Source organism: Bacteroides bouchesdurhonensis, assembly GCF_900155865.1.
GTDB lineage: Bacteria > Bacteroidota > Bacteroidia > Bacteroidales > Bacteroidaceae > Bacteroides > Bacteroides bouchesdurhonensis.
The window spans coordinates 3,528,055-3,551,872 of record NZ_LT707006.1; the positions used below are offsets into that span (position 1 = coordinate 3,528,055).

Annotated in this window: 25 protein-coding genes and 2 pseudogenes; 8 read left to right on the forward strand and 19 right to left on the reverse strand. The window is 43.9% G+C overall.

What is annotated here, in order from left to right; all coding sequences use genetic code 11:
* Positions 1–20: 20 nt before the first annotated feature.
* From topB to CZ225_RS15160, 4 genes are read right to left on the reverse strand one after another with little or no spacing between them, the layout of a single operon-like run.
* Complete coding sequence (gene topB / locus CZ225_RS15145; RefSeq protein ID WP_077154596.1) at positions 21–2,132, reverse strand: type IA DNA topoisomerase; 2,112 nt, start codon at positions 2,130–2,132, stop codon at positions 21–23.
* 56 nt (positions 2,133–2,188) lie between these two features.
* Positions 2,189–3,781: a DUF3945 domain-containing protein gene (locus CZ225_RS15150; RefSeq protein WP_077154597.1), complete on the reverse strand. Its 1,593-nt coding sequence runs from the start codon at positions 3,779–3,781 to the stop codon at positions 2,189–2,191.
* 20 nt (positions 3,782–3,801) lie between these two features.
* Positions 3,802–4,152, reverse strand: coding sequence for a helix-turn-helix domain-containing protein (locus CZ225_RS15155; protein ID WP_004308425.1), 351 nt, complete (start codon positions 4,150–4,152; stop codon positions 3,802–3,804).
* 3 nt (positions 4,153–4,155) lie between these two features.
* Positions 4,156–4,515 carry a helix-turn-helix domain-containing protein gene (locus CZ225_RS15160; RefSeq protein ID WP_077155842.1) on the reverse strand — a complete coding sequence of 120 codons (360 nt, stop codon included), beginning with the start codon at positions 4,513–4,515 and terminating at the stop codon, positions 4,156–4,158.
* Between the two features lie 210 nt (positions 4,516–4,725).
* Here CZ225_RS15160 and CZ225_RS15165 point away from each other — a divergent pair, with 210 nt between their 5' ends.
* Both CZ225_RS15165 and CZ225_RS15170 read left to right on the forward strand, forming a co-directional pair.
* Positions 4,726–5,019 (forward strand): helix-turn-helix domain-containing protein, encoded by a 294-nt coding sequence (locus tag CZ225_RS15165; protein ID WP_077155843.1) that lies wholly within the window; start codon positions 4,726–4,728, stop codon positions 5,017–5,019.
* A 32-nt stretch (positions 5,020–5,051) separates the two neighbouring features.
* Positions 5,052–5,357: a helix-turn-helix domain-containing protein gene (locus CZ225_RS15170; RefSeq protein ID WP_077154598.1), complete on the forward strand. Its 306-nt coding sequence runs from the start codon at positions 5,052–5,054 to the stop codon at positions 5,355–5,357.
* Between the two features lie 80 nt (positions 5,358–5,437).
* On the opposite strand, the gene CZ225_RS15175 is transcribed toward CZ225_RS15170, so the two are convergent.
* The 14 genes and pseudogenes from CZ225_RS15175 to CZ225_RS15230 form a co-directional block, all read right to left on the reverse strand.
* Complete coding sequence (locus CZ225_RS15175; protein WP_004308431.1) at positions 5,438–5,800, reverse strand: virulence RhuM family protein; 363 nt, start codon at positions 5,798–5,800, stop codon at positions 5,438–5,440.
* A gap of 12 nt (positions 5,801–5,812) precedes the next feature.
* A complete protein-coding gene (locus CZ225_RS15180) occupies positions 5,813–7,048 on the reverse strand; it encodes a site-specific integrase (protein ID WP_077154599.1) in 1,236 nt (411 codons plus the stop codon).
* Positions 7,049–7,377: 329 nt separating this feature from the next.
* Positions 7,378–7,644: pseudogene (locus CZ225_RS15185) on the reverse strand (oligosaccharide flippase family protein); the annotation flags it as partial.
* Between the two features lie 186 nt (positions 7,645–7,830).
* Positions 7,831–8,007 carry a hypothetical protein gene (locus tag CZ225_RS23710; RefSeq protein ID WP_159441776.1) on the reverse strand — a complete coding sequence of 59 codons (177 nt, stop codon included), beginning with the start codon at positions 8,005–8,007 and terminating at the stop codon, positions 7,831–7,833.
* A 219-nt stretch (positions 8,008–8,226) separates the two neighbouring features.
* Positions 8,227–8,460 (reverse strand): hypothetical protein, encoded by a 234-nt coding sequence (locus tag CZ225_RS15190; RefSeq protein ID WP_129585812.1) that lies wholly within the window; start codon positions 8,458–8,460, stop codon positions 8,227–8,229.
* Between the two features lie 72 nt (positions 8,461–8,532).
* Positions 8,533–9,720, reverse strand: coding sequence for a non-hydrolyzing UDP-N-acetylglucosamine 2-epimerase (gene wecB / locus CZ225_RS15195; RefSeq protein WP_077154601.1), 1,188 nt, complete (start codon positions 9,718–9,720; stop codon positions 8,533–8,535).
* 8 nt (positions 9,721–9,728) lie between these two features.
* Positions 9,729–10,931, reverse strand: a complete 1,203-nt coding sequence (locus CZ225_RS15200; RefSeq protein ID WP_077154602.1) for a capsular polysaccharide biosynthesis protein CapF — start codon at positions 10,929–10,931, stop codon at positions 9,729–9,731.
* On the reverse strand, positions 10,931–12,022 hold the full coding sequence (locus CZ225_RS15205) for a polysaccharide biosynthesis protein (protein WP_077154603.1): 1,092 nt from the start codon (positions 12,020–12,022) through the stop codon (positions 10,931–10,933). Before CZ225_RS15205 ends, CZ225_RS15200 begins: the two co-directional genes overlap by 1 nt.
* 15 nt (positions 12,023–12,037) lie before the next feature.
* Entirely contained in the window at positions 12,038–13,084 is a 1,047-nt protein-coding gene (locus CZ225_RS15210; RefSeq protein WP_077154604.1) for an NAD-dependent epimerase/dehydratase family protein, read from the reverse strand.
* Positions 13,085–13,086: 2 nt separating this feature from the next.
* Positions 13,087–14,409 (reverse strand): nucleotide sugar dehydrogenase, encoded by a 1,323-nt coding sequence (locus tag CZ225_RS15215; protein ID WP_077154605.1) that lies wholly within the window; start codon positions 14,407–14,409, stop codon positions 13,087–13,089.
* A 10-nt stretch (positions 14,410–14,419) separates the two neighbouring features.
* A pseudogene (locus tag CZ225_RS23405) lies at positions 14,420–14,650 on the reverse strand (hypothetical protein); the annotation flags it as partial.
* Between the two features lie 7 nt (positions 14,651–14,657).
* The gene (locus tag CZ225_RS15220; protein WP_234983059.1) at positions 14,658–15,071 is read right to left on the reverse strand and encodes a UpxZ family transcription anti-terminator antagonist; all 414 of its coding nucleotides are present in this window, start codon (positions 15,069–15,071) and stop codon (positions 14,658–14,660) included.
* The gene (locus CZ225_RS15225; protein ID WP_077154607.1) at positions 15,040–15,621 is read right to left on the reverse strand and encodes a UpxY family transcription antiterminator; all 582 of its coding nucleotides are present in this window, start codon (positions 15,619–15,621) and stop codon (positions 15,040–15,042) included. The genes CZ225_RS15220 and CZ225_RS15225 overlap by 32 nt, the downstream gene beginning before the upstream one ends.
* 299 nt (positions 15,622–15,920) lie before the next feature.
* Positions 15,921–16,874 carry a tyrosine-type DNA invertase cluster 3b gene (locus CZ225_RS15230; RefSeq protein ID WP_234983060.1) on the reverse strand — a complete coding sequence of 318 codons (954 nt, stop codon included), beginning with the start codon at positions 16,872–16,874 and terminating at the stop codon, positions 15,921–15,923.
* 129 nt (positions 16,875–17,003) lie between these two features.
* Between CZ225_RS15230 and CZ225_RS15235 the strand changes: the two genes are divergently transcribed.
* From CZ225_RS15235 to CZ225_RS15245, 3 genes are all read left to right on the forward strand, one after another.
* Positions 17,004–17,417, forward strand: coding sequence for a DUF4119 family protein (locus CZ225_RS15235; protein ID WP_077154608.1), 414 nt, complete (start codon positions 17,004–17,006; stop codon positions 17,415–17,417).
* A 220-nt stretch (positions 17,418–17,637) separates the two neighbouring features.
* A complete protein-coding gene (locus tag CZ225_RS15240; protein WP_077154609.1) occupies positions 17,638–17,982 on the forward strand; it encodes an SH3 beta-barrel fold-containing protein in 345 nt (114 codons plus the stop codon).
* A gap of 22 nt (positions 17,983–18,004) precedes the next feature.
* Complete coding sequence (locus CZ225_RS15245) at positions 18,005–18,784, forward strand: DUF4373 domain-containing protein (RefSeq protein ID WP_077154610.1); 780 nt, start codon at positions 18,005–18,007, stop codon at positions 18,782–18,784.
* Positions 18,785–18,880: 96 nt separating this feature from the next.
* On the opposite strand, the gene CZ225_RS15250 is transcribed toward CZ225_RS15245, so the two are convergent.
* Complete coding sequence (locus CZ225_RS15250) at positions 18,881–19,852, reverse strand: type I phosphomannose isomerase catalytic subunit (RefSeq protein ID WP_077154611.1); 972 nt, start codon at positions 19,850–19,852, stop codon at positions 18,881–18,883.
* A 282-nt stretch (positions 19,853–20,134) separates the two neighbouring features.
* Here CZ225_RS15250 and CZ225_RS15255 point away from each other — a divergent pair, with 282 nt between their 5' ends.
* The 3 genes from CZ225_RS15255 to galK are packed head-to-tail and all read left to right on the forward strand — an operon-like array spanning position 20,135 to position 23,796.
* Positions 20,135–21,232: an aldose epimerase family protein gene (locus CZ225_RS15255; protein WP_077154612.1), complete on the forward strand. Its 1,098-nt coding sequence runs from the start codon at positions 20,135–20,137 to the stop codon at positions 21,230–21,232.
* A gap of 51 nt (positions 21,233–21,283) precedes the next feature.
* Positions 21,284–22,603: an MFS transporter gene (locus tag CZ225_RS15260; RefSeq protein ID WP_077154613.1), complete on the forward strand. Its 1,320-nt coding sequence runs from the start codon at positions 21,284–21,286 to the stop codon at positions 22,601–22,603.
* Positions 22,604–22,641: 38 nt separating this feature from the next.
* Positions 22,642–23,796 carry a galactokinase gene (galK, locus tag CZ225_RS15265; protein WP_077154614.1) on the forward strand — a complete coding sequence of 385 codons (1,155 nt, stop codon included), beginning with the start codon at positions 22,642–22,644 and terminating at the stop codon, positions 23,794–23,796.
* Positions 23,797–23,818: the final 22 nt, after the last annotated feature.

Here is a 23,818-nt window from a genome sequence, read left to right on the forward strand (position 1 = left end):
CCAGTGGCAAAGTTAAACATTTATTTTCTTCTTTTCGCAGAGGTCGCTTTACTTTTCCTTTCTGGGAACACGAAAACCGTGTTATAGTCCCCGTCAAAGGCGACTACGGCATCAAAACTCTTGCCCTGCTTGCTCTTGAATCCTTTGAGCAGTTTCGTGTGTCCGTCGGTGAGCAGGTTTTTGATTTCATCATCAGAGAGGGTGCGGTTTGCTTTCAGGCGGAACACGGGCAGACCGCACTCCGCGTTGTCGCAGCGGACGACCTTGCCGTAAAACTGCATCGTCCCCGCTCCGCACTTGGGACACTTGCAGCCGGAATCCCTGCGGGCGAACAGCTTGTCGCACGACAGCAGTTCGGAGGTAATTTCCCGTGTATATGCCTCAATCTTCCTGCGGAAGTCATCGGCGGGCAGTTCCCCACGCTCGATGCGTGCCAATTCCTTTTCCCATTCGCCCGTCATGGCGACATCGGCAATACGCATCGCCTTCACGACCGAGTAGAGGGCAAGCCCTTTTTCGGTGGGGACAAGCGACTTCTTGCAGCGTTCCATATAGCCGCGCTTGAAAAGCGTTTCGATGATGGACGCACGGGTGGCGGGCGTGCCGATGCCGCAATCCTTCATAGCCTGCCGCAATGCGTCGTCCTCTATCTCCTTGCCAGCCGTTTCCATCGCGGACAGCAGGGTGGCTTCGGTATGCAGCGGCTTGGGTTTGGTCTTTCCCTCCGTGATGGAGGCGGCTTTCAGTGCCAGCGTGTCGCCTTCCTGCCAACAGGGAATGGCGGCGGTTTCCTCTTGGCTGTTGTTCTCTTCTCCATTCTCCTTGCCATAGACGGCACGCCATCCGGCTTGCCTGATGATGCTGCCTTTTGCCACGAACTCCACTCCGGCACACTCTGCCGTGACGGTGGCAGTGTCCTTGACGCATTTTTCGGAGAAAGCCTCAAGCATGCGCCCGGCTATCATGTGATAGACGGTGCTGTCCTCTTTGGAGAGGAACAGCGGCTTCTCGCCCGTGACGAGCAGGGCATGGTGGTCTGTCACCTTGCCGCCGTCCAGGCTGCGGCGTGTCGGCACGGCTTTCGGCTGCAACTTGCCCTTCCATTCGGGCAGGCTGCCGATGAAGGCAAGCAGCTTGGGGATTTCCGCGAACACGTCTTCGGGAATGTAGCGGCTTCCGGTTCGCGGATAGGTGATGAGCTTCTTCTCGTAGAGCTTCTGCGCGATTTCAAGCGTCTGTTCCGCCGTGAAGCCATGCTTGGCGTTGGCTTCCTTCTGGAGCGTGGTCAGGTCGTACAGGAGCGGAGTTTCCTCTATCTTCTCCTTGCGTTCCACTTTCGTGACGGTGGCTGTGCCTGTTTCCTTTACCTTATTATATAAGACTGTGGCAGGCTCCATCTCCTTCCATTTCCCGGTGGAAGAGAATTTCACGGTATCACCATCGCCTCCGTCAGCGGCAATATGGAGTTGCCAGAAAGGTTCCACCGTGAAGCGGCGGTTCTCCCAGTAGCGTGCGCACACCATCGCCAGCGTGGGTGTCTGTACCCGTCCGACGGAATACGTGCCGTGTCCGGCGGCGATGGAGAGAGCCTGCGTGCCGTTGATGCCCACGAGCCAGTCGGATTCGCTCCGCGCTTTGGCGGCGAGGTAGAGGTTGTCATACTTGCTCCCCGCTTCGAGGTTGCGCAGTCCATCGCGGATGGCCTTGTCGGTAAGCGAGCTTATCCAGAGGCGCACGAAAGGGGTGGCGCATCCTATGTAATGGTAGAGGTATCGGAAGATAAGTTCGCCCTCGCGACCGGCATCGGTCGCCACGATGATCTGCTCACTGTCATTGAACAGGCGGGTTATGGTTTTTATTTGTGACACCACGCCGCTGTCGGGTTTGTAGCCCTTCTCAACCTTTACCTGACGGGGTATGAGCGTGAAGGAGTCGGGGATGACGGGCAGGTTGTCACGGACAAAGCCGCGTATGCCGTAACCGTCGGGCATGGCAAGCTGGACGAGGTGCCCGAATGCCCATGTCACGGCGTAGCCGCTTCCCTCGAAATATCCTTCCTCTCTCTTTGTCGCGCCCACGATGCGGGCGATTTCACGTGCCACGGATGGCTTTTCTGCAATGATTGTCTTCATGCTGATTACTTTTTTTTATGAATTGTTACTTTGGATTTAGTGGCGGACACGGGATGTTACATCTTCATGCCCTTGTTGTTTTTCTTCTGAGATTTCTCCTGCAGCTTTTGCTGTTTGTCGTCTTTCGGGGCGGTCTGTCCTTTCAGCAACGGCTCTTTCAGGTTCTTAGTCGCCTCGTTGGTCTTGCCTTCGCTGTTCACCGCCACCTGTGTACGGCTCTCGTTGGATGGGGCGACCTTCTGCGCATTGTCGGGGTTGGTGTCATAGCGGTACGGACGTCCCTTCTCCGGGTTGAACTTGATGTACATCGTGGCGTGGAAGCCTTGCTTGTCGGTCACGTTCTCCAGCTTTATCGCCTTACCCGCAGCGTAGTCGGCTTTCTGCTGGTCGGTGAAGTTCACACCGCTCCATTTGCTGATGGGGCGGATACTGCCATCAGCGTTCGTCCACGTGTTGCGGCGTTGCTCTTTCTGTGGGGCTGCGGAATTTTCCATGCCCTGAGCCTGTCCCTGCGTGGGATTGTTCTTGGCTTCCTGCGTCTGGGTGGTACGGGGCGACCTGCCAGTTCCCGGTACGAACTCCACGCCTCGCTGCTCTACATTCACTTGAAGAGTGGTGACGAACTTCCTGCCGTCGTTGCGTTCGATGAGCTTGTCGCGCACGGGCAACCCGGCACGCAGCATATCCTGTTCCTGCTTGGTGATTTCCGTCTTTCCGATGCGCTCCGGTATGCGTACCTTGTTTGCAGGAATGTCCGTGATTTCATTCGTCTTGCGGTCTATGCTGATGAACGAGGGGATGATTTCACCCGTTTCTTTGTCCACGATGTCCACGACCCTGCCGAGGTTACCCGTTTCGCGCAGGTTCTTACGGTCTTCGTCGGAGAACTTGTGTTCCTTGTACTCGTCGAGTTTCTGCTCCTTGCGGATGAAGTGCGGCACGAGGCTGACATTGCCTTCACCGTCCTTCTTGAAGGAAAGGCGGGCATCCAGTTCAAAAGCCTCGCCGCCGAACTTGGGCGACACTTTCACCAAATCGGACTTGCCGTAGTTGAGCATCTTGTTCAGATCACCAGACTTTTCAAGGTCGTCACGTTTCACGCCCCATTTCTCTTCCAGCTCCTGCCAGTTGATTTTGCTCTCGTCAATGGGTTGGTAGCCACGTCTTCCCTGCGCCTGTTGTTGCGGGCTTTCCTGATTCTGTTCCTGCTTCTTTTCCATTTCTTCCTGTTTTTGGGTTTCTTTGGGTTGTCCTTCCTGTTTTTGTTCCGGCATCCCGGCGGTCTGTTCTTCCTTTACCTGCTTTTCGTAGCCGGAAGTGTCCACCTTGTGGGGCGCAAGCAGTTCCTTGTTGGCTTCGGGGTCTTTCAGCAGGTCTTTCATCACCTCCATCAGTTTGTCGGCTTGGTCTGCCGCGAAACGGTAGAAACCGAAGCGACTGGGTTCCTTGCACTGCCGGAAGAAGTTTTTGAAGAAGTTGTCCAGCACGTCGCCGTGGCGGTCGAATTGCAGGAAACTCTGTGCGTTCTCCGCCTTTGCGGGGGTACGCTTGGGTGAGCCATCGGCGTTAAGCCCGGCTACCACACTGATCTCGCCCGTCTTCTCGTCGCGGACTATCAGCACGTCTTTTTCTGTTGTTTTCTTTGCCATTTGAAAAATGTTTTAATGGGTTATTTATTAAAGAAATTATGGATACGCGCCTTGTAGAAGGCTATATCTTCCTTGCGGAAATCCTTTACGTGTTCGGAGAGGAATGTCAGTACGTCCTCCTCGCTGTAATAGGTCTTTTTGCCGAGCGTCTTGTACGGCAATGCACCGATGCTGCGGTAGCGCTGCAGGGTACGCTTGCTTATCTGGAGCAGCATGCAGAGGTCTTGGTTGTCGAACATCCTGATACTTTCCATCGGGTTCGGGGCTTTGCCGGACGGTCGCAGGGAGAGCAGCAGCTCGTCCTGACGGTCGAGCCGTTCCATCAGCTTCTGCATCCAGTCCTCAAAATTGTTTCGTGTAAGCAGTTCCATATCTTATGTCCTCCTTCCTTTGGGTTTGCTGCCGCCCGTGCGCAGCGTGTGGTTGCGTTTCAGTTCCGTCAGTGTCGCTGCATCTTCTGCCACGGTGCAGTCTGCGAGCAGGCGGTCTATTTCCGACCGGCGGTAGCGGCATTTGCCGCGCAGCACGATATAGCCGATGCGCTGTTCGCTGCGCATACGTTGGAGGGTACGGGTACTCACGTTCAGCAGGTGCGCCGCCTCGCGGGTGGTGAGCAGCATGTCGGTAGACTCTCCCTTCCTCTCACCGGAAACGGCACGCACATAGACCGCTATCTCGGCTATCTGTTCCGTCAGGGCGGTGAAGGCGGAACTTTCAATCGTTATCACTTTCATATTTTGTCCTTTCTTTTGTTTCTCTGCGGCAAAATTCGGCAATAAACAAAAGGGGCTTTAACAACTCACTACGTGACTCACGTAAGATTTTCTTTGAAAGTGACTCCGTAACCCGGACAACCGGCGCAACAAGCTGCCGTATAGCGGAAAACGGCACGCATTCAAGGCGGCTGCGTTACCTTTGCGGTAAATCATTAAATGTTTTGGTATATGGAAATCGTATCTATCGAGAAAAAGACCTTCGAGATGATGCTGGCGTCATTCAACGCCCTCTCGGAGAAAGTCACCGCCCTCAGGCGCAAAAGCGACGGCGGGCGGCTGGAAAGGTGGCTCACGGGCGAGGAGGTCTGCGGGCAGTTGAGAATCAGCCCGCGCACGTTGCAGTCATTGCGTGACAGGCGACTTATCGGCTACTCGCAGATAAACCGCAGGTTCTATTACAGGCCGGAGGAGGTCAGGCGGCTGATTCCGCTTATCGGCACGATCTATCCCGATGGAAAATGACTCTGTTTTTATTAACCACTTAATCCGATGTTATGATGAACGAGAACAACGAGGTTTTCACAATGGAGGACGAGCCGGTTGCCACCGCGATACAGAATATGCTCAAAGGCTCCAAATGGCTCTCCGCATTTTTGGAAAGTTACCGTCCGCCACTGGACGGGGAACATTACTTGACGGACAAGGAGGTGGCGGAAATGCTCCGGGTAAGCCGCCGCACCTTGCAGGAGTATCGCAACAACAGGATGCTGCCCTTTATCCTTCTGGCAGGTAAGGTGCTTTATCCCGAATCGGGACTGCGTGAACTGTTGGAGGCGAATTACCTCAAGCCGCTGGAATAAGGCGGTTGCATGAAAAAAAGAGGAAGCGGACAGCACCCGATGGCGTTGTCCGTTTCCTTTTTCGTTGTCTGTATGCGTGTTCAGCAATATCCGGTTTTCCCGTTCTGTATGAACATCACGTATGCCTGCCTCTTTTCCTTTGAGAGTGCCTTCTCCACCAGCCACATGCGGAACACGTGTGTATAGTAGGTGTTCAGCCGGAAGGCTACTGGAATGATGATTTCAAGCGAGTAAACATCCGCGTACAGGCCGTTTTCAAGCTGTATGTAGCGGCATACCTCGTAGTCGTTCAGCACGTCCGACTTGCGGACGGCTTTGATGGCGGCGTTCACTGCCGGGACGGTGGCATGGAACTCTTCGGCGATTTCCCCGGCGGTCATCCATACCTCGTTACCAGTTACGCTGACCGTCTTGTCCTCTATAATGATTATGTCACGTTTCATGGCGTCTCTGTTTTAGATGGTACATCCTGCAAATTCCTCGATTTGGTTCAATCTCGCGGCAAGGTTCTCCATGTCTTGGTTGAGCTTCTCTTTGGTTACCTTCGCGTATATCTGCGTTGTCTTTATACTCTTGTGTCCCAGCATGGAACTGACTGTTTCGATGGGTACACCGTTGGAGAGGAACACCGTCGTGGCTGCCGTATGGCGGCTCTGATGCCACGTGATATGCTTGGTGATGCCGCAACGCTTGGCGACGGCACGGATTCCGGCGAGGCACGTGTTGTAGTGGGGAACAGGGAAAATCCTGCCGTTTTCGCACAGCCCGCGGTATTTGTCGATGATTTGTTTCGCAATGTCAAGCAGGCGGATGTTAGACACCACGCCCGTCTTCTGGCGGTTGATGTTTATCCACTCGTGTTCATCGAAGTAGGTGCGGATGTTCTCTTCCGTCAAATTGCGCATATCGGCGAATGACAAGCCCGTGAAGGCGCAGAACAGGTAGAGGTCGCGGTATAGTTCCTGTTTGGCGTTCTTCAGTTTACCTTCCATCAGCAGGCGGATTTCGTCTTTGGTCAGGAAACTGCGTGTCGTTTCCTCCTTCTTGATTTCATACTCTCTAAACGGGTCGCGTGTGAGCCATTCGTTGTTGATGGCGATGAACACCATCGTCCGAAGCGGGCATACATACAGCCACACGGTATTGGTGCAGCAGTGTTTGTCCGTGCGCAGAAACATCTCGAAGTCGGAAATGAAAGCGGGGGTAAGCTCTTTCAACGCGATGTCCTTCACGTGGTAACGGATGTTGAGAAACTCTTGCAGATGCTTGTAAACAGTCTTGTACTTCAAGAGCGTGCCTTTGGCTTTCATGCCTGCTTCCACCTGCTTGGCATAGTCCTCGTTGTGTTGCTGGAACACCTGCATCAGCATGTGATAGCGGTGTTCCAGTCCGAGAAAGGCGTTCTTCACCTTCTCTGCCGTGACGAAGTTGTCACGCTCCATGATTTCCTGATAGTGCTTGTTGATGCGCACCCGCATCTTGTCAAGCATGCGGTTCGTTTCGAGTGCCGCCGTGCTTCTGCCCATGACACGTCCCCCTTTGGTGTCCCACAACTTGGGATCGACGGTCAGTTTGCAACTGAATTGCGTCTGGCTGCCGTCCACCGTGATGCGTCCCATGACGGGAACCGTCCCGTCGTTTTTCACTACCTGACGTTTGAGGTAGTAAATAACTGAAAATGTACTCTTCATCGTCCTTAATTTTTTTTTGTTCAAAATTAGTTGGTGAAGAGCCCTCCTCTGATACGCAAATCGCGGAAGAACGGCGCAATCTTTTTTCGTTAACGGATTTTTTGCGTGAGTTGTCAGTAACTCGCTAATCCTTAAGGCCTTGTTTCGTTATTCGTGTCCATTTCGTCACCTATTGGGCGTGGTTACGAACAAGTAACGTAGCTCCGTCTTGATTTGGCTTCGGCGTGGATTGTAATGGCTCTCAGAATAATTGGCAGCGTTAATGAAACCCCTGTAAATCAAATCCATTACCATATTCTTCCGCATTTCACTTTTTTGTAGTAACTTTGCAGTGAAAACATACCAAATAAACTATACTGTTCATCAACCTTTCCTTCTGCTCTGTATTTAGCGGTATAACGAATTACTGCATTGCCAAATCCTAAATCAAGCATTGACAAATAAGCAATTACGGAAGCTGCAAGTGAATAAATTCCATATTCACCCTGTCCGAGCATACGCAACATAAAAGGTGTATATATCAGACCAAGCAGAGTATTGAGTCCTAAAACGACATAATTTAATGCTGCACCTGCTTTTAATTGATTAACTGCCATTTGTTTACCTCTGTATAGTTTATATAAGTTTATTCATTCCATTCCCACTTTCTTCTTACAATACCCTCTTCTACAAGTGGATTTCTAATCTGTATACCAATTCTACTATTGTCCAAATCTCGTTACGATAATAGTGAAACTGATAGATTATAAATTATCTAGATTCGACGTGATTCTCTTCGTAAATTAGCACAAACCATCAGCATAAATTGTATTGTCAAAAACATGAAAAGTTCCCCAACAACGTTTTCCATATTTTGGACGAATTGAGAGTGGTGCAATATATTTCTTAATATTCTCCGATTGCTCTTTTAAATAAACAAAAACGTCATTTGGGCATCCAGCTACTACAACATCTATCATGCCGTCAATAAAGTTTTTATGCTGACTTTTGTTGATGATCTGAACATTTTCGCAATTTGGTCCAAGAAAATCGTTTTCGATAAAGTGCTGGTGAGGTTTATCGATGAATATATTTCGTGCACCGTAATCTTTCCTTTCCCTACGAAAAGAATGATTACAAAACCTTCCACATCTCCGTTATGTTATTATCGAAGTTGATTTTCGGAAATTCTATATATCCTACCTTGTACCCTCGAAGATGTCAGATTGCATATACTGTGAACAACAGTTATCATGTAGACAAAGGCAGAAAGCCAATACTCCACCATCTCGGAATTCTCCTTTTTTGAGTAGTTCTTCTACTACAAGAGCAGTAAGTTTCTTAGTGAAACGAGCTACTGGTTTATAGTTGAGAGTTGGGAGCTTAGAGTTGAAAGTTCCTTTCATTGGAACAACATAACCGTATTGATTCAAAGTAATTTCTATAAGTACAAAATCTATCGCATTATCTTTTTTTTGAGGGTAAGTGAACAAGTTGATATTATATCAATACTTTCTCCAAACCATCTTATTAACAACTCCACAGTACGACTGAATCAAACGTACTACCTTATCGCTGACATTTTCATCAACGTAGTCAGGGACAGGGATTCCGTAGCGACCTTCTTTGATGAGTTCGACTGCTGTATCAACAGCCTGAAGCAGAGACCTTTCATCAATACCTGCAAGAACAAAGCAACCCTTATCTAGAGCTTCAGGACGTTCGGTTGAAGTACGGATACAGACTGCTGGGAAAGGATAACCAACACTGATGAAGAAACTGCTTTCCTCAGGAAGTGTACCACTGTCTGATACTACGGTGAAAGCATTCATCTGTAGGCAATTGTAGTCGTAAAAGCCAAGAGGTTCGTGCTGAATAACTCTTTTATCAAGCTGGAAATTACTTACTGCAAGACGTTTACGGCTACGAGGATGGCAACTGTATAGAATTGGCATATCGTACTTCTCTGCCATCTTGTTGATAGCTGTGAAAAGTGAATTAAAGTTCTTTTCAGAGTCGATATTCTCTTCGCGATGAGCAGAAAGAAGAATGTACTTTCCTTTCTCCAAACCAAGGCGAGAATGGATATCACTTTCCTTAATCTCAGCAAGATTCCGGTGAAGGACTTCTGCCATCGGCGAACCTGTCACATAAATACGCTCTTTCGGTAGACCACACTCATGAAGATACTTCCGAGCATGCTCCGAGTATGCAAGGTTCACATCTGAAATAATATCTACAATTCGACGATTGGTTTCCTCGGGCAAGTTCTCATCTTTGCAACGGTTGCCTGCTTCCATGTGGAAGATAGGAATGTGCAGACGTTTTGCCCCAATAACAGAGAGACATGAATTGGTGTCACCAAGTACAAGAACAGCATCTGGTTTAATCTGAGCCATCAGTTTGTAAGAAGTATTAATGATGTTTCCGATAGTTTCACCGAGGTCCTCCCCCACCGAATCCATGTAAACATCTGGTTCAGATAGCTTTAAATCCCTAAAAAATACACCATTCAGATTGTAATCATAATTTTGCCCTGTGTGAGCAAGAATTGTGTCAAAATACTTGCGACAACGATTAATAACCGCAGCAAGACGGATAATTTCTGGTCTTGTGCCAACTATGATTAACAACTTAAGTTTGCCATTGTCAGCGAACTTAACTGTAGAGTAATCTGTTCTAATATTTGCCATGTTATGAGTTATTTTACAGGTTCGAAATATGTATCCGGGTGACTTGAGTCAAAACTTTCATTAGCCCACACCACTGTTACAAGGTCGTTTACATCACTAAGATTGATGATATTATGAGTATAACCAGGCAACATGTGAACTACCTCAATTTTTTCACCCCCTACCTTAAATTCAATCACTTCATCAGTTCCCACTTTACGTTCCTGAATAAGAGCACTGCCGCTGACCACGATGAAGAATTCCCACTTGGAGTGATGCCAATGCTGCCCTTTGATAACACCTGGCTTAGAGATATTCACACTGAACTGACCACCGCTGATAGTGTGGATAAGTTCTATGAAACTGCCACGATCGTCAGTATTCATCTTGACAGGGAATACAACCTTCTCCTTTGGAAGATAAGATAAATAAGTGGAGTACAGTTTTTTTGCAAAACTACCAGTTGGTATCTCTGGAATCATCAAGGTCTTTGGCTGCTCGTGGAATTGATTAAGAAGGTCAACTATTGCACCAAGAGTCACTTTGTGAGTCGTTGGTACAGCGCAATAACGACCACCTTCTGTAAGAACTGTATTCAAACCATCAAACTCACAACGATGTTCTTTACCATTAAGAGCAAGTATCATCTCTTGTATAAGATCATCAATATAAAGAAGTTCAAGTTCAACATTTGGGTCATTGACCTGAATCGGCAAATCGTTGGCCATATTGTTACAGAAGGTTGCAACTACACTGTTATAATTCGGTCTGCACCACTTACCGAAAAGATTTGGAAAGCGATAGACAAGGACTTTTGCTCCTGTCTCACGACTATAGTCAAAGAACAGCTCTTCACCTGCCAACTTAGACTTGCCATAATCACTCTGACCATATCGACCAATGAGCGTTGCTTGAATGCTAGAAGAGAACATTACAGGACAAGTATTACCATATTTCTTCAATGTATTGAGCAACGTAGATGCAAACCCGAAGTTGCCAGTCACAAACTCGCTCTGCTCCTTTGGACGGTTCACACCAGCGAAGTTGAAGACGAAGTCAGCCTTGGCACAATATTCATCAAGTAGTTCAGCAGAAGTGCCAATATCAAATTCCATCACTTCACTGACTTCCAAGTCACCATAACAGTGTGTCTTTCCGTAGCATATATTATTTAGCTCTGCACACAGATTCTTTCCTACAAATCCTTTAGAGCCTGTAATCAATATTTTCATTATTCTGAACGAATTTCTTTAGCTTTTGCACGGTCTTGTAATCCGAGGTCTTCACGAATAAAGTTAAGCTTCTGCAGCACCTGTTTCATGCCTTCAACATCAAGACGTACTGTATTATGGCTGTGGTAATCCTCTATCTTGCTGACTCTCTCGCTTCCCTCGATGAAAAATTTATCATAGTTCAGATCGCGGTTATCACAAGGAATACGATAATAACCACCCATGTCAATAGCCTTAGCCATTTCCTCACGAGTAACAAGAGTTTCGTAAAGCTTCTCTCCATGACGGGTTCCGATAACCTTTACCTCTGTTTCGCCATATTTCGGATTAATCTGCGCATAGATTTCTTTGAGAGCCTGCGCAAGTGTATCGAGTGTAGCAGCAGGGGCTTTTTGGACGAAGAGATCGCCGTTCTTACCATGAGTAAATGCGTAAATCACTAAATCCACAGCATCGTCAAGAGTCATCATGAACCGAGTCATGTTTGGATCTGTAACAGTAATGGGTTTGCCGTCCATCATTTGCTCCACCCAAAGAGGAATCACAGAACCGCGACTTGCCATAACGTTACCGTAACGCGTACAACAGATGGTTGTTCCAGCATTTGCACCAAGAGCACGTCCTTGGGCAATTGCGACTTTCTCCATCATTGCTTTTGAGATACCCATTGCATTAATAGGATAAGCTGCTTTATCTGTTGAAAGAACTACCACATTCTTTACTCCATGAGCAATTGCAGAAAGAAGTACATTATTTGTTCCTTCAACATTAGTTCTAACGGCTTCCATTGGAAAGAATTCACAACTCGGGACCTGCTTCAAAGCAGCTGCTGAAAAAACATAATCCACACCATTCATTGCGAAGTCCACAGCTTCCCGCTGACGAATATTACCGATGTAAAACTTCACTTTATTAGCCACCTCTGGACTCTGAGCCTGCAGGTGATGACGCATGTCATCCTGTTTCTTCTCATCACGAGATAAAATACGAATTTCTTTAATATCACAGTTCAAGAAACGACGCAAAACAGCGTTTCCGAAACTACCTGTACCACCTGTAATCAAGAGGACTTTATCTTTGAATACACTCATATTATTTGTCTTTTATTAATTTAAATAGAACTCTCTATACCATTCTGCGAATTTTCTCAATCCTTCCCTGAGTGATGTGCTTGGTTTGAAACCAAAGTCTCTTTCTAACATTGTGGTATCAGCAAATGTCACAGGAACATCGCCTGGTTGCATTGATACCAGTTCTTTGTGAGCTTTAAAATCATAATTAGACGGGAGAACTTTTGCACGGATAAGTTCCTCTTGAAGAATCTGAACGAAGTCTAGAAGATTCTCGGGTTGATTGTTTCCAATGTTATATACTTTATATGGTGGAATAGGCAATCCGTCTCCTCCGTCCTGACGTTCCGGAGCTTTTGCCATGACACGCATTACACCTTCTACGATATCGTCCACATAAGTAAAATCTCGCTTACAGTTACCATAATTAAATATCCTTATAGTCTCACCCTTCAACAGTTTATTGGTAAATCCGAAGTAAGCCATATCAGGACGACCGGCAGGACCATAAACAGTAAAGAAACGAAGTCCAGTTGAAGGAATGTTGTAGAGTTTAGAATAGGCATGCGCCATTAATTCGTTACTCTTCTTTGTCGCAGCGTAAAGACTTACAGGGTTATCGACCTTATCATCAGTGGAATATGGTACTTTTTTATTGGATCCATATACGCTTGATGAACTAGCATATATCAAATGCTTCACTCCTTTTTTGCCATTATCATATGTATGACGACATGCCTCAAGAATATTGTAGAAACCGACAAGGTTACTTTCAATGTAGGCATCAGGATTACTGATACTATAACGCACACCAGCCTGAGCCGCAAAATTGACTACAATTTCTGGCTTATATTCATCAAACACCTTATCAATAAGCGACTTGTCAGCAATGTTCCCTTTGACAAAAACAAATCGACTTCCATATTTTGTCAGCTGGTCAAGACGCCACTGTTTGATGTTAACATCATAGTAGTCATTCATATTATCAATACCTATAATTATATTTTCGGACTGCTCAGCTAATATGCGTAAACAAAGGTTACTACCGATAAAACCAGCAGCTCCTGTTACTAATATATTCATATTTAGTCTCTTTTAAAGATATCACGTGTATACACCTTCTCTCGTACATCATCAAGACACGAATCATAGCGATTTGCTACGATAGCCTGACTCTGTGATTTAAAATCTTTCAAGTCATTAACCACCCTCGATCCAAAGAAAGTACTGCCATCCTCGAGGGTGGGCTCATAAATAATGACTGATGCGCCTTTGGCTTTAATGCGCTTCATGACACCTTGAATTGACGATTGGCGGAAATTGTCACTATTTGATTTCATTGTCAAACGATAAACGCCAACAACAACGTCCCTCTCTTTTGTTACATCGTAGGCATCTTCGGCATAACTGTAAGCCCCAGCAATCTGCAACACACGATCGGCAATAAAATCCTTACGGGTTCGGTTACTCTCAACAATGGCGGTCATCATGTTCTGTGGCACATCGGCATAGTTTGCCAGAAGCTGCTTTGTATCCTTGGGCAAGCAATAACCGCCATAACCGAATGAAGGATTATTGTAGTGACTGCCAATTCGTGGGTCAAGACCTACTCCCTCAATAATAGCCTGTGAATCAAGTCCCTTCATCTCAGCATATGTATCTAACTCATTGAAGTATGATACACGAAGAGCGAGATAAGTATTTGCAAAAAGCTTTACTGCTTCAGCTTCTTTCAACCCCATGAAGAGGGTGGCAATATTCTGTTTGACCGCTCCTTTCTGAAGAAGTGCTGCGAATGTGCGTGCGTATTCTTCAGCCTCAGGGTTACCAATGGCATTGATTGCGGCATTCTCTTCCGTAAACTCCGATCCATCAATAATCTTAGGATAGCCTACAATGATGCGACTTGGATAGAGGTTGTCATACAGTGCTTGACTCTCACGCAAAAATTCCGGGGAGAAAAGAAGGTTAAACTTCTTGCCTTGGAGTTCCGGTTGGTTAAGAAATTGAGGTGCATATTTCACATAAAGTGAACGCGTATATCCTACCGGAATCGTAGACTTAATCACCATCACCGCATCAGGATTTACACTGAGTACAAGGTCAATCACGTCTTCAATGTGATGTGTATCAAAGAAATTCTTCTGCGGGTCGTAGTTGGTAGGTGCCGCAATGACGATAAAATCAGCGTTACGATAAGCGGCCTTACCATCAAGAGTAGCACGCAGATCCAAATCTTTCTCCGCAAGGTACTTCTCGATATATTCATCCTGAATAGGTGACTTTTTTTGGTTGATAAGATCCACCTTCTCAGGAATGACATCTACGGCAACAACCTCATTGTGTTGAGCCAAAAGTGTGGCTATTGACAACCCCACATAACCGGTGCCTGCTACTGCTATTTTCATAATATTTTCTGTTTACATTGTTCTGTTTCTCGTATAATTCTTTCACACGAATGGCTTGTTCCTTGGTTACACCCTTACGGGCTAATTCTGCGGCCATCTGTTTCTGTTCCTTGCCTTGTTTGATACCTTCTTTGACGTACTCGAGGACTTGCTGGTCGCTCATGCTTTGAGCCATCAGAGAAGAACTACTACAGAGCAACAAAGAAAATAGAAATAAGCGAAATAGTTTTTGTATTTTCATTTATTATTTAGAAATTTTCAATTGGTTCAAAAGATTCGGTCAATTCATGGTAGACGGTCAATAGCTGTTCTTTTAAAGAAGAAGCGGAAAGCGTTTGGAGGATATGCCGGGAACGGACAAGAGTATTATATTTTTTCGACTCTTCTTCCGGATTGGCATACATGGAAACACTGTATCCCAACAATAAAGCTAAACATAGAGAAGCATCCTGCTCCATTGTCGCACCCCGCAAGGAATACAATTCATCAAGCTGATTATGAATGCTTTGGTGCAGTTGAGAAAAATCATCGGAATATAAGTAACACACGTCACTCCCAGCAGGAAGCAACCGACGCACAGAACGTAACAGGTGATCTATTTTCTCCTGTAAAACGACAGCATCCATCTTTTTAAACGGCACGGGCTTTGGCTGATTCCACATAACCGATAGGCATATCGACACAGGCACAGCCGAGCATATCCAAACGAACGGCAATTTTACTTTTGCCATCCATGGTGACTAGTTCACCGACAAGGCCCGCCAAAGGACCTTTGATCACACGGACTTCTTCACCGCGGGCCAAAGGAGTGCTGTTCATATGAACGGCTTCCTCTGAATAGTCGAGCATGAAACGGAAACGGGTCATCTGGTCGTCGGGAATGACCGTAGGAGTGCTTTCACCGCGCATCACCATATAGCGGCTGACCGTAGAAAGAGTCAGAACTTCCATGCGTTCTTTGGGTGTGACATGGACAAAGACCATCATGGGAAGAAGAACCGCTTCCACTTTTTTACGACGGTCACTCCATTGATGGATTTCCTGTTGAACAGGTATAAAACTGTCAATCCCCATTTTGCCCAAACGCTCGGCTACTTTCTTCTCGTGGTGCATACGGACCAACGCTACGTACCAACGTTTAGGGTGTGCTACGCCTTCCCCTGTCCCATAAATAGGCCCAGCAATTACTGATTTTTTTTCTAATGAAATCATATTTTTTACCCCATATTCATCCGTTACTTCTTAGGTAACGGATGAATATGGGGTAGCTATAAAAGAGTATTAATCTTTAGTGATCGAGGGTATTCTTTTGAAAACAAGGCATATAACTGCTGAACATGAAGACTAGACTATTTCATGTTCAGATATTTATTTGCCGTATATTGAGAAGAAAAAGATATTTTTATTTGCTGTCTATATATAATTTTGTCTATCTTTGCAACGAATTCACATCCGTTACCTAAGAAGTAACAGACACATATCTTCACTATTAATCAACAACTTACATAAATTTACTTAGTCACAAAATAATTTTTCACGTAAAACAAATTCTTTCTATTAACTTCTGTACGATCTCTTAATTCAAAGCCTTTCAAATAAATCTGTGTTGTTTTAATGGACGTATGCCCCAAAGACTCACTTATCATTTCAATCGGGACTCCCCTATATTTCGCTGTAGTAGCCCAAGAATGGCGGAGTGTATAGGAAGTAACGGGAGAACGCAGCTGTAATGTATGAGCTAAACTTTTCAAGCAATTATTAAAATTCCGAAGAGCCGACTGATACTCACGATATCCTCTTCGATCTTTCCGTTTTTTGTCACCGCGAAGTATTTCAAAAAGATAATCCGGACACCCTGGGCAAGGAGGCATACGATTACGAAGCCAGCCAATCATATCCTTGGCTGTATCCAACACTTCCACACACATAGGAGTTTTGGTCTTAATACGATTGTAATGGAGAATATTCTGTTCCAATGCCGTTTTCTCAAGATGAGCAAAATCGGCAAAAGACATTCCACAAAACTGAAACATCAAACCAGCAATAGTCTGAGTACGACGTAAACGTTCTGAACCCGGATCTTTATAAAGCAATCGATGTAACTCAGAGACAGGCAAAGCCTTTTTCTGCCGGACATCAACCCCTGTATAAACATCATGAAACAAGCGGGGAACATAGGGAGCACTCCCCGACTCTACTCCCCGGTTATAAATACTACGGAGCATCCTCATGTAGGTAGAAATCGTATTAGGCTTCAACCCGCATTCATAAAGATATTGCCCGTAACAACGCAATTGTTCCCGGGTTATCTGACTAAAAGACACCCAAGATGTATCACAAAACTTACTGAAAGAATATAGAGCATGCTTATAAACATGCGCAGTCGAAAAACGACCTTCTTCCTGTAAGCGATCGATGTACTGCTGGGCACATCGGCTAAATCCATTTCTGTTCTTCATTTGCATCACTAGTTATTTTATATATATATACAATATTTGGCGAAAACAAAGAAGAATACTTTTTTACGTTCGACAAGCACTCGCTAAATAGAATTATTTTTAAATTTAATTAACTATATTAAAAATTAGTGAATTATGGCAAGTAAAAAATCGTCTTCAAAAGGGACAAAAAGACAAACAAAAAAGAATGAAAAAATGGCTAAAAAACGCGTTCAGGAACAGTGTAAGAACGAAATCATCAGTAGAGAAGAACTGGAAAACAGAGGAGGATTGGTAGGAAGCAAAACTGAATATTTGAACCTGCATTTGAAAAAGTTTCTCGAAAAACATCTCTACTATCATCATCTCAAAACTTTGAGTGATTTAGCTCAATACATCTACAACGAAAAAAAACTGTATTATCCAAAACACAACGGATTTAAACTAATGGAATACAGCAGTATACTAACAGAACTTTCTACCTTAAGTAAATCCGAACAAAAGTTATTGAAAGAACAAAAAGAAGAGAGCAAAATGAACGCCCAAAAGTACCCGAAAAGGAAACGTTAAAAAATAATTGCGTAGATGAATTGGGAATCATACTTTTGTCGCCGTTTTCAACCGGCTGAAGATCAGAAATGATATCCCTAAAAATAGTGACACTATCGCATCTTGATAGTGTCACTATAATAAAGAGATAGCTACACTATACCAATAAAATAGCGTCACTATCTTACAAGGATATTTTATCCAACAATTAACTCTAGTAAAGATTAACAAACAAGAAATTATGAACAAGAAATTAGACAAAAGTACAATTAGTTTTTTTAAGTCAGTATGGAAAAGACGTATTATGGCTGAAAAAGGAATTTCAGAAAAGGAAGCAGAAAAAATTGTCAAAAAGAACATAGAAGCAGCAGAACGAATGCTTTACGGACATGCAATGATAGCATTCAATAAACAAGACGGAACATTCTGCATGGAGCAAGGCACCCTTATCGGATATGAAAAATTCTTTCATCGAGAGTTTATTCTTACGGCAAAACAGGAATCAATTATTTATTGGAGTGAAGAACAACAGGCATGGAGAAGATTTATGATCGGCAACCTGCTGGATTGGAAACCTATTGTTTAACTTTTAATAAAATAAATGAACTATGAGCATGGATCATAAAGGAATCCCTTATTTCCCAATATACGCAACTTTCTTTGAAGAGGAAGTCATTGAATTGTTGGAAGCCCAATATGGAATCCGAGCTTCTTACATCGTCATGAGGTTGCTATGCAAAATTTATAAAGAAGGGTATTATATCTCTTGGGGACAGGAACAAAGCCTTATTTTTATCCGTAAAATTGGAGGAGAAATACAGGAAAAGACAATGGATAAGATTATCGAAATATTATTGGAAAAGGAATTTTTCGATAAAGAAAGCTACGAGAAGTATGGAATCCTAACTTCAGAACAAATACAACGGGTTTGGCTGGAAGCTACTGTTCGGCGAAAACGTGATTTCTCTAAATTGCCTTATTTATTGCCAAATGGTAATTCTAAAAGTTGTAAACAAAAAGAGGATATGAACAACGAAAATGCAAACAATTCTTCTGTTCAAGTTGAGTTGACTTCGGAAAATGCAGACAATTCCGGACAAACTAAACTAAACAAAACTAAAACACCTATAGAGGAAGAAGAATTAAAAAACATTCCGTTGGAAATTCCGGGATATGCATACAATCAAGCCACACACAATTTATCGGGACTGCTGGAAAGTATGGAACGGTATAAGATAACTGTCCGAAAAGAGAAAGAAACGATCTTAATGTTATCAGACTACGGGAAGAAGGGAACACAAGTTTGGAAAATATTCGCTAATACCAACTGGAGCAAGATAGGAGCACCTGGAAAGTATATCATTTCCATATTGGGAGGCAAACATTAACGGTCCGAATGATCTAACACTGAACAAAGAAAGAGGTATTCCCTTTAGTGGTGGAATACCTCTTCTTACTGTTATATAAAAATGTATACTATTTACTTACACGTATGTTTCCAACAGTTTCACGTTTCCCCCCTCGGGAGTTATTGTCACATCCTGAGTTGTAGCAGGAAGCAGAATAGATTCTCCGGCATTTACAGAAAGTTCATTGCCGTCATTATCCTTAATCCTACAAGCTCCTTCCATACAGATAAAGATTACAAAAGAATCAAGTTCCGAATAATCACAATTGATTTCTTCTGTCATATCATATACAGACGTGGTAAAATAAGGACAGGCAACCAATTCCACCGGTTCGTCTTTCACTGCATCGTATTTTGTACGGTAGTCATCCAACACATCGTAATCGATAGCTTCGCGTGCCAATTCGGTATGAAGCTCACGAGTCTTTCCGTTAGCATCCTTACGATTGAAGTCATAAATACGATATGTGATATCAGAAGTCTGCTGAATTTCAGCTATAAAAGAACCGGCACCAATACTGTGAACACGTCCTGCCGGAAGGAAAAACACATCCCCCGGATGAATTTCATATTCCTGCAACACATCAGTGATCGTATTGTTGAACACACGTTCTTTATATTCTTTAGGAGTGATCTGCTCAGAAAAACCTGAACGTAATTTAGCCCCCTTATCCGCATCTACCACATACCACATTTCTGTTTTACCCATTGAATTATGGCGTTTCTTTGCCAAATCGTCTGACGGGTGTACCTGAATAGACAGATCCTGCTTGGCATCAATAAACTTGATCAACAAAGGAAACTTGTTACCGAAACGGGCATAGTTCGCTTCTCCTACCAGCTCTTCGCGATACCTTTTCACCATATCGGCTAATGTTAAACCTTTGTCCGGACCATTGGCCACAACAGATTCATTATCTTCTACGCCGGAAATCTCCCAGCTTTCCCCTACTCCTTTCAAGTCTGAATTCAAATGCTTGAATGGAATAATCTTGTCGCCCCCCCAAAGCGTCTGCTTCAGAATAGGTTCGAATTTTAATGGATACATTTTAGTTTTTCTTGTTATAAACTTAGATTAAATTCGTTTAGATTGTAACAATCCGGGGGCAAACATACGAAAAATAGTTCAAATTTAAATAAAAGATGAAATTTAAATTCAATCAAAATCCAGATTATCAACAAGGGCCGAATGAAAATTTTCTTGTCTATTAAAGAAGAGAGGGATAATTACGCTAAACTTTCCTAAAAGCTTCTTTAGATTTAGACCGAATAATTTGTGAGTAACAAAGAATTTCCCTTTATTTGCAAGAAATTTTAATTAATACCAAACATGAATAACACATTCCCAACAGAGGGAAATCTATCTGGGCTCAGCCGCGAAGATTTCCAAAAGGATATAAACGAGAAGAAAACAGACTTATTTATCCTTAAAAATAAAAAGGGAATGGAAGTAGCCGTAACGAATTACGGATGCGCCATTCTTTCAATTATGGTACCGGATAAAAACGGAAAATATGCCAATGTAATCCTAGGACACGACAGTATCGACCACGTCATCAACAGCCCGGAACCATTCTTAAGCACTACTATCGGACGATACGGTAATCGTATAGCTAAAGGAAAATTCACCTTATTTGGCGAAGAACATGAACTGACTATCAACAACGGACCTAACTCTTTGCACGGCGGACCTACAGGTTTTCATGCACGTGTATGGGATGCCACTCAAATCAATGAGCGTACCGTACAATTCAATTATCTTTCTGCGGACGGTGAAGAAGGGTTCCCCGGTAATCTGGAAGTAGAAATGACCTATCGGTTGGAGGAAGAAGTAAATGCATTGACTATTGAATATCGTGCAACTACCGATAAAGCAACAATAGTAAACTTAACCAGTCACGGATTCTTCAACCTTGCCGGCATTTCCAATCCAACTCCTACTATTAATGACCACCTTGTCACTATTAATGCTGATTTCTATACGCCTATCGATGAAGTATCCATCCCGACAGGAGAAATTCTTAAAGTAGAAGGTACACCGATGGACTTCCGTACACCACACACTGTAGGCGAACGCATTGACGATAAATTCCAACAGCTTATTTTCGGTGCAGGATATGACCATTGTTATGTGTTGAACAAGAATGAAAACGGTTCGCTCGATCTGGCTGCTGTCTGCAAAGACCCCAAAAGCGGACGAATCATGGAAGTATACACAACGGAAAGTGGAGTACAACTTTATACGGGTAACTGGTTAAATGGATTCGAAGGTGCACATGGTGCAACATTCCCTGCCAGAAGTGCAATATGCTTTGAAGCACAATGTTTCCCGGATACTCCAAACATTGCCCATTTCCCGTCAGCGACATTACTACCGGGTGATGAATATCAACAAATAACTGTCTACAAGTTTGACGTAGAAGAATAATTTATAGAAGAATAACTAATCAAATTTATAAACTAATATTTATTTAAAACCATGACACAAGAAAAAAAGAGCTATCTATTGCCAATAGCAATGATGTTCGCCCTCTTCGCAATGATTTCATTCGTCACAGGATTTACTAATCCTCTCGGACTTATTGTAAAAGAACAGTTCAACGCTCCCAACTGGATGACCCAGTTAGGAAATGCAGCCAATTTCATAGCTTATGCATTTATGGGACTTCCGGCTGGTATTATGCTGAAAAGAATTGGTTATAAAAAGACAGCATTAATTGCAGTTGCAGTAGGTTTCATTGGTGTAGGTATCCAGTTCCTTTCAGGACAAATGCCATTCCAACCAGGTGAATTCGGACCATTCTGGGTATACCTGACAGGAGCTTTCGTTTCCGGTTTCTCTATGTGTATGTTAAACGCTGTAGTAAACCCGATGTTAAATACATTAGGTGGTGGCGGTAAGAAAGGTAACCAATTAATTCAGTTCGGTGGTTCTTTAAATTCTATTTCTGCAACAATCGTTCCAGTACTAGGAGGTTATTTGATCGGTACCATCAGCCAAGATACAAGAATTAGTGACGCTAATCCGGCTTTATTTATCGCTATGGGTATTTTCGCTGTAGTATTCGTTGTTTTAGCTTCAATGAGCATTCCTGAACCTCACATGGAACATACTGCCGACCACAAAGTGAAAGATGCTTACAGCCCGATGTCTTTCCGCCACTTCGTGCTCGGAACAGTAGCTATCTTTGTATATGTGGGAGTAGAAGTAGGTATTCCTAATTTTGTAAACTTGTTCCTGACTACTTCACCAAGTGCGGAAGGTGCTCAAGGATTAGGTATCGATACTGCAATCGCAGGATCTATCGTTGGTACATATTGGTTCCTGATGATGATCGGTCGTCTTTGCGGTGGTGCCCTTGGTGCTAAATTCTCCAGTAAAGCCCAAATCACAACTGTTTGTCTGTTCGCATTAGCTTTCTTACTCATCGGTATGTTTGCTCCTACTGAAGCAACAGTAAATATGCCTGTATTCAAATCAGACATTAGTTTTGGAATGGCTGTTGTACCCGTAGGTGTTATGTTCTTCATTCTTTGCGGACTTTGTACTTCTATCATGTGGGGTGGTATCTTCAATCTTGCAGTAGAAGGTCTTGGCAAGTATACTGCAATGGCATCCGGTATCTTTATGGTAATGGTTTGCGGTGGTGGTATCCTTCCATTGATCCAAGGGGGTGTAGCAGATGCTACAAGTAGTTATATGGCAAGTTTCTGGGTAATCTTCGCAGGTGTAGCCTATATACTGTATTATGCATTGATTGGTTGCAAGAATGTGAACAAAAATATTCCTGTTGAATAATAAATCGATTATTAACGAACTTATAAAATGATTTTATCATGGATATAGAACACGTAAGAAGTCGTTTCATCAAGCATTTTGACGGAACTACAGGGTTTGTATATGCCTCTCCAGGCCGCATTAACTTAATTGGCGAACACACTGATTACAATGGTGGGTTTGTATTCCCTGGAGCTATAGACAAAGGTATGATCGCTGAAATCAAACCAAATGGCACTGACAAAGTAAGAGCTTACTCTATTGACCTTAAAGATTACGTTGAATTTGGTCTGAATGAAGAAGATGCTCCTCGTGCCAGCTGGGCAAGATACATTTTCGGTGTATGCCGTGAAATGATCAAAAGAGGTGTAAACGTAAAAGGATTCAATACGGCTTTTGCCGGTGATGTACCTCTGGGTGCCGGTATGTCTTCATCTGCTGCTTTAGAAAGCACTTATGCCTTTGCATTGAACGAATTGTTTGGTGAAAACAAAATTGATAAATTTGAATTGGCAAAAGTAGGACAAGCTACAGAACATAACTACTGTGGTGTAAACTGCGGGATCATGGACCAATTTGCTTCCGTATTCGGTAAAGCCGGTAGCTTGATTCGTTTGGATTGCCGTTCTTTGGAATATCAATATTTCCCATTCCATCCGACTGGTTATCGTCTCGTTTTGCTGGATTCGGTTGTTAAACATGAATTGGCATCTTCTGCATACAACAAGCGTCGCCAGAGTTGTGAAGCTGCAGTTGCTGCTATCCAGAAAAAACATCCTCATGTAGAATTCTTACGCGACTGCACAATGGAAATGTTGCAGGAAGCAAAAGCTGAAATCAGTGAAGAAGACTATATGCGTGCAGAATATGTGATCGAAGAAATCCAACGTGTACTTGATGTATGTGATGCTTTGGAAAAAGATGATTACGAGACTGTAGGTCAGAAGATGTATGAAACTCACCACGGTATGAGTAAGTTATACGAAGTAAGCTGTGAAGAACTCGATTTCTTAAACGACTGTGCTAAAGAATATGGCGTAACAGGTTCTCGTGTTATGGGTGGTGGCTTCGGAGGTTGCACCATCAACTTGGTGAAAGAAGAATTATACGATAACTTCATCGAAAAAACCAAAGAAGCTTTCAAAGCTAAATTCGGCAGAAGCCCGAAAGTTTATGATGTAGTAATCGGTGACGGTTCTCGCAGACTGGATTAATAAATATCAATCTAGATATTGT

Coding starts and splice junctions, on each gene's coding strand:
- topB (WP_077154596.1), bottom strand. CDS start 2,132: ATGAAGACAATCATTGCAGAAAAGCCATCCGTGGCACGTGAAATCGCC.
- CZ225_RS15150 (WP_077154597.1), bottom strand. CDS start 3,781: ATGGCAAAGAAAACAACAGAAAAAGACGTGCTGATAGTCCGCGACGAG.
- CZ225_RS15155 (WP_004308425.1), bottom strand. CDS start 4,152: ATGGAACTGCTTACACGAAACAATTTTGAGGACTGGATGCAGAAGCTG.
- CZ225_RS15160 (WP_077155842.1), bottom strand. CDS start 4,515: ATGAAAGTGATAACGATTGAAAGTTCCGCCTTCACCGCCCTGACGGAA.
- CZ225_RS15165 (WP_077155843.1), top strand. CDS start 4,726: ATGGAAATCGTATCTATCGAGAAAAAGACCTTCGAGATGATGCTGGCG.
- CZ225_RS15170 (WP_077154598.1), top strand. CDS start 5,052: ATGATGAACGAGAACAACGAGGTTTTCACAATGGAGGACGAGCCGGTT.
- CZ225_RS15175 (WP_004308431.1), bottom strand. CDS start 5,800: ATGAAACGTGACATAATCATTATAGAGGACAAGACGGTCAGCGTAACT.
- CZ225_RS15180 (WP_077154599.1), bottom strand. CDS start 7,048: ATGAAGAGTACATTTTCAGTTATTTACTACCTCAAACGTCAGGTAGTG.
- CZ225_RS23710 (WP_159441776.1), bottom strand. CDS start 8,007: ATGATAGATGTTGTAGTAGCTGGATGCCCAAATGACGTTTTTGTTTAT.
- wecB (WP_077154601.1), bottom strand. CDS start 9,720: ATGGCAAATATTAGAACAGATTACTCTACAGTTAAGTTCGCTGACAAT.
- CZ225_RS15200 (WP_077154602.1), bottom strand. CDS start 10,931: ATGAAAATATTGATTACAGGCTCTAAAGGATTTGTAGGAAAGAATCTG.
- CZ225_RS15205 (WP_077154603.1), bottom strand. CDS start 12,022: ATGAGTGTATTCAAAGATAAAGTCCTCTTGATTACAGGTGGTACAGGT.
- CZ225_RS15210 (WP_077154604.1), bottom strand. CDS start 13,084: ATGAATATATTAGTAACAGGAGCTGCTGGTTTTATCGGTAGTAACCTT.
- CZ225_RS15215 (WP_077154605.1), bottom strand. CDS start 14,409: ATGAAAATAGCAGTAGCAGGCACCGGTTATGTGGGGTTGTCAATAGCC.
- CZ225_RS15220 (WP_234983059.1), bottom strand. CDS start 15,071: ATGTGGAATCAGCCAAAGCCCGTGCCGTTTAAAAAGATGGATGCTGTC.
- CZ225_RS15225 (WP_077154607.1), bottom strand. CDS start 15,621: ATGATTTCATTAGAAAAAAAATCAGTAATTGCTGGGCCTATTTATGGG.
- CZ225_RS15230 (WP_234983060.1), bottom strand. CDS start 16,874: ATGCAAATGAAGAACAGAAATGGATTTAGCCGATGTGCCCAGCAGTAC.
- CZ225_RS15235 (WP_077154608.1), top strand. CDS start 17,004: ATGGCAAGTAAAAAATCGTCTTCAAAAGGGACAAAAAGACAAACAAAA.
- CZ225_RS15240 (WP_077154609.1), top strand. CDS start 17,638: ATGAACAAGAAATTAGACAAAAGTACAATTAGTTTTTTTAAGTCAGTA.
- CZ225_RS15245 (WP_077154610.1), top strand. CDS start 18,005: ATGAGCATGGATCATAAAGGAATCCCTTATTTCCCAATATACGCAACT.
- CZ225_RS15250 (WP_077154611.1), bottom strand. CDS start 19,852: ATGTATCCATTAAAATTCGAACCTATTCTGAAGCAGACGCTTTGGGGG.
- CZ225_RS15255 (WP_077154612.1), top strand. CDS start 20,135: ATGAATAACACATTCCCAACAGAGGGAAATCTATCTGGGCTCAGCCGC.
- CZ225_RS15260 (WP_077154613.1), top strand. CDS start 21,284: ATGACACAAGAAAAAAAGAGCTATCTATTGCCAATAGCAATGATGTTC.
- galK (WP_077154614.1), top strand. CDS start 22,642: ATGGATATAGAACACGTAAGAAGTCGTTTCATCAAGCATTTTGACGGA.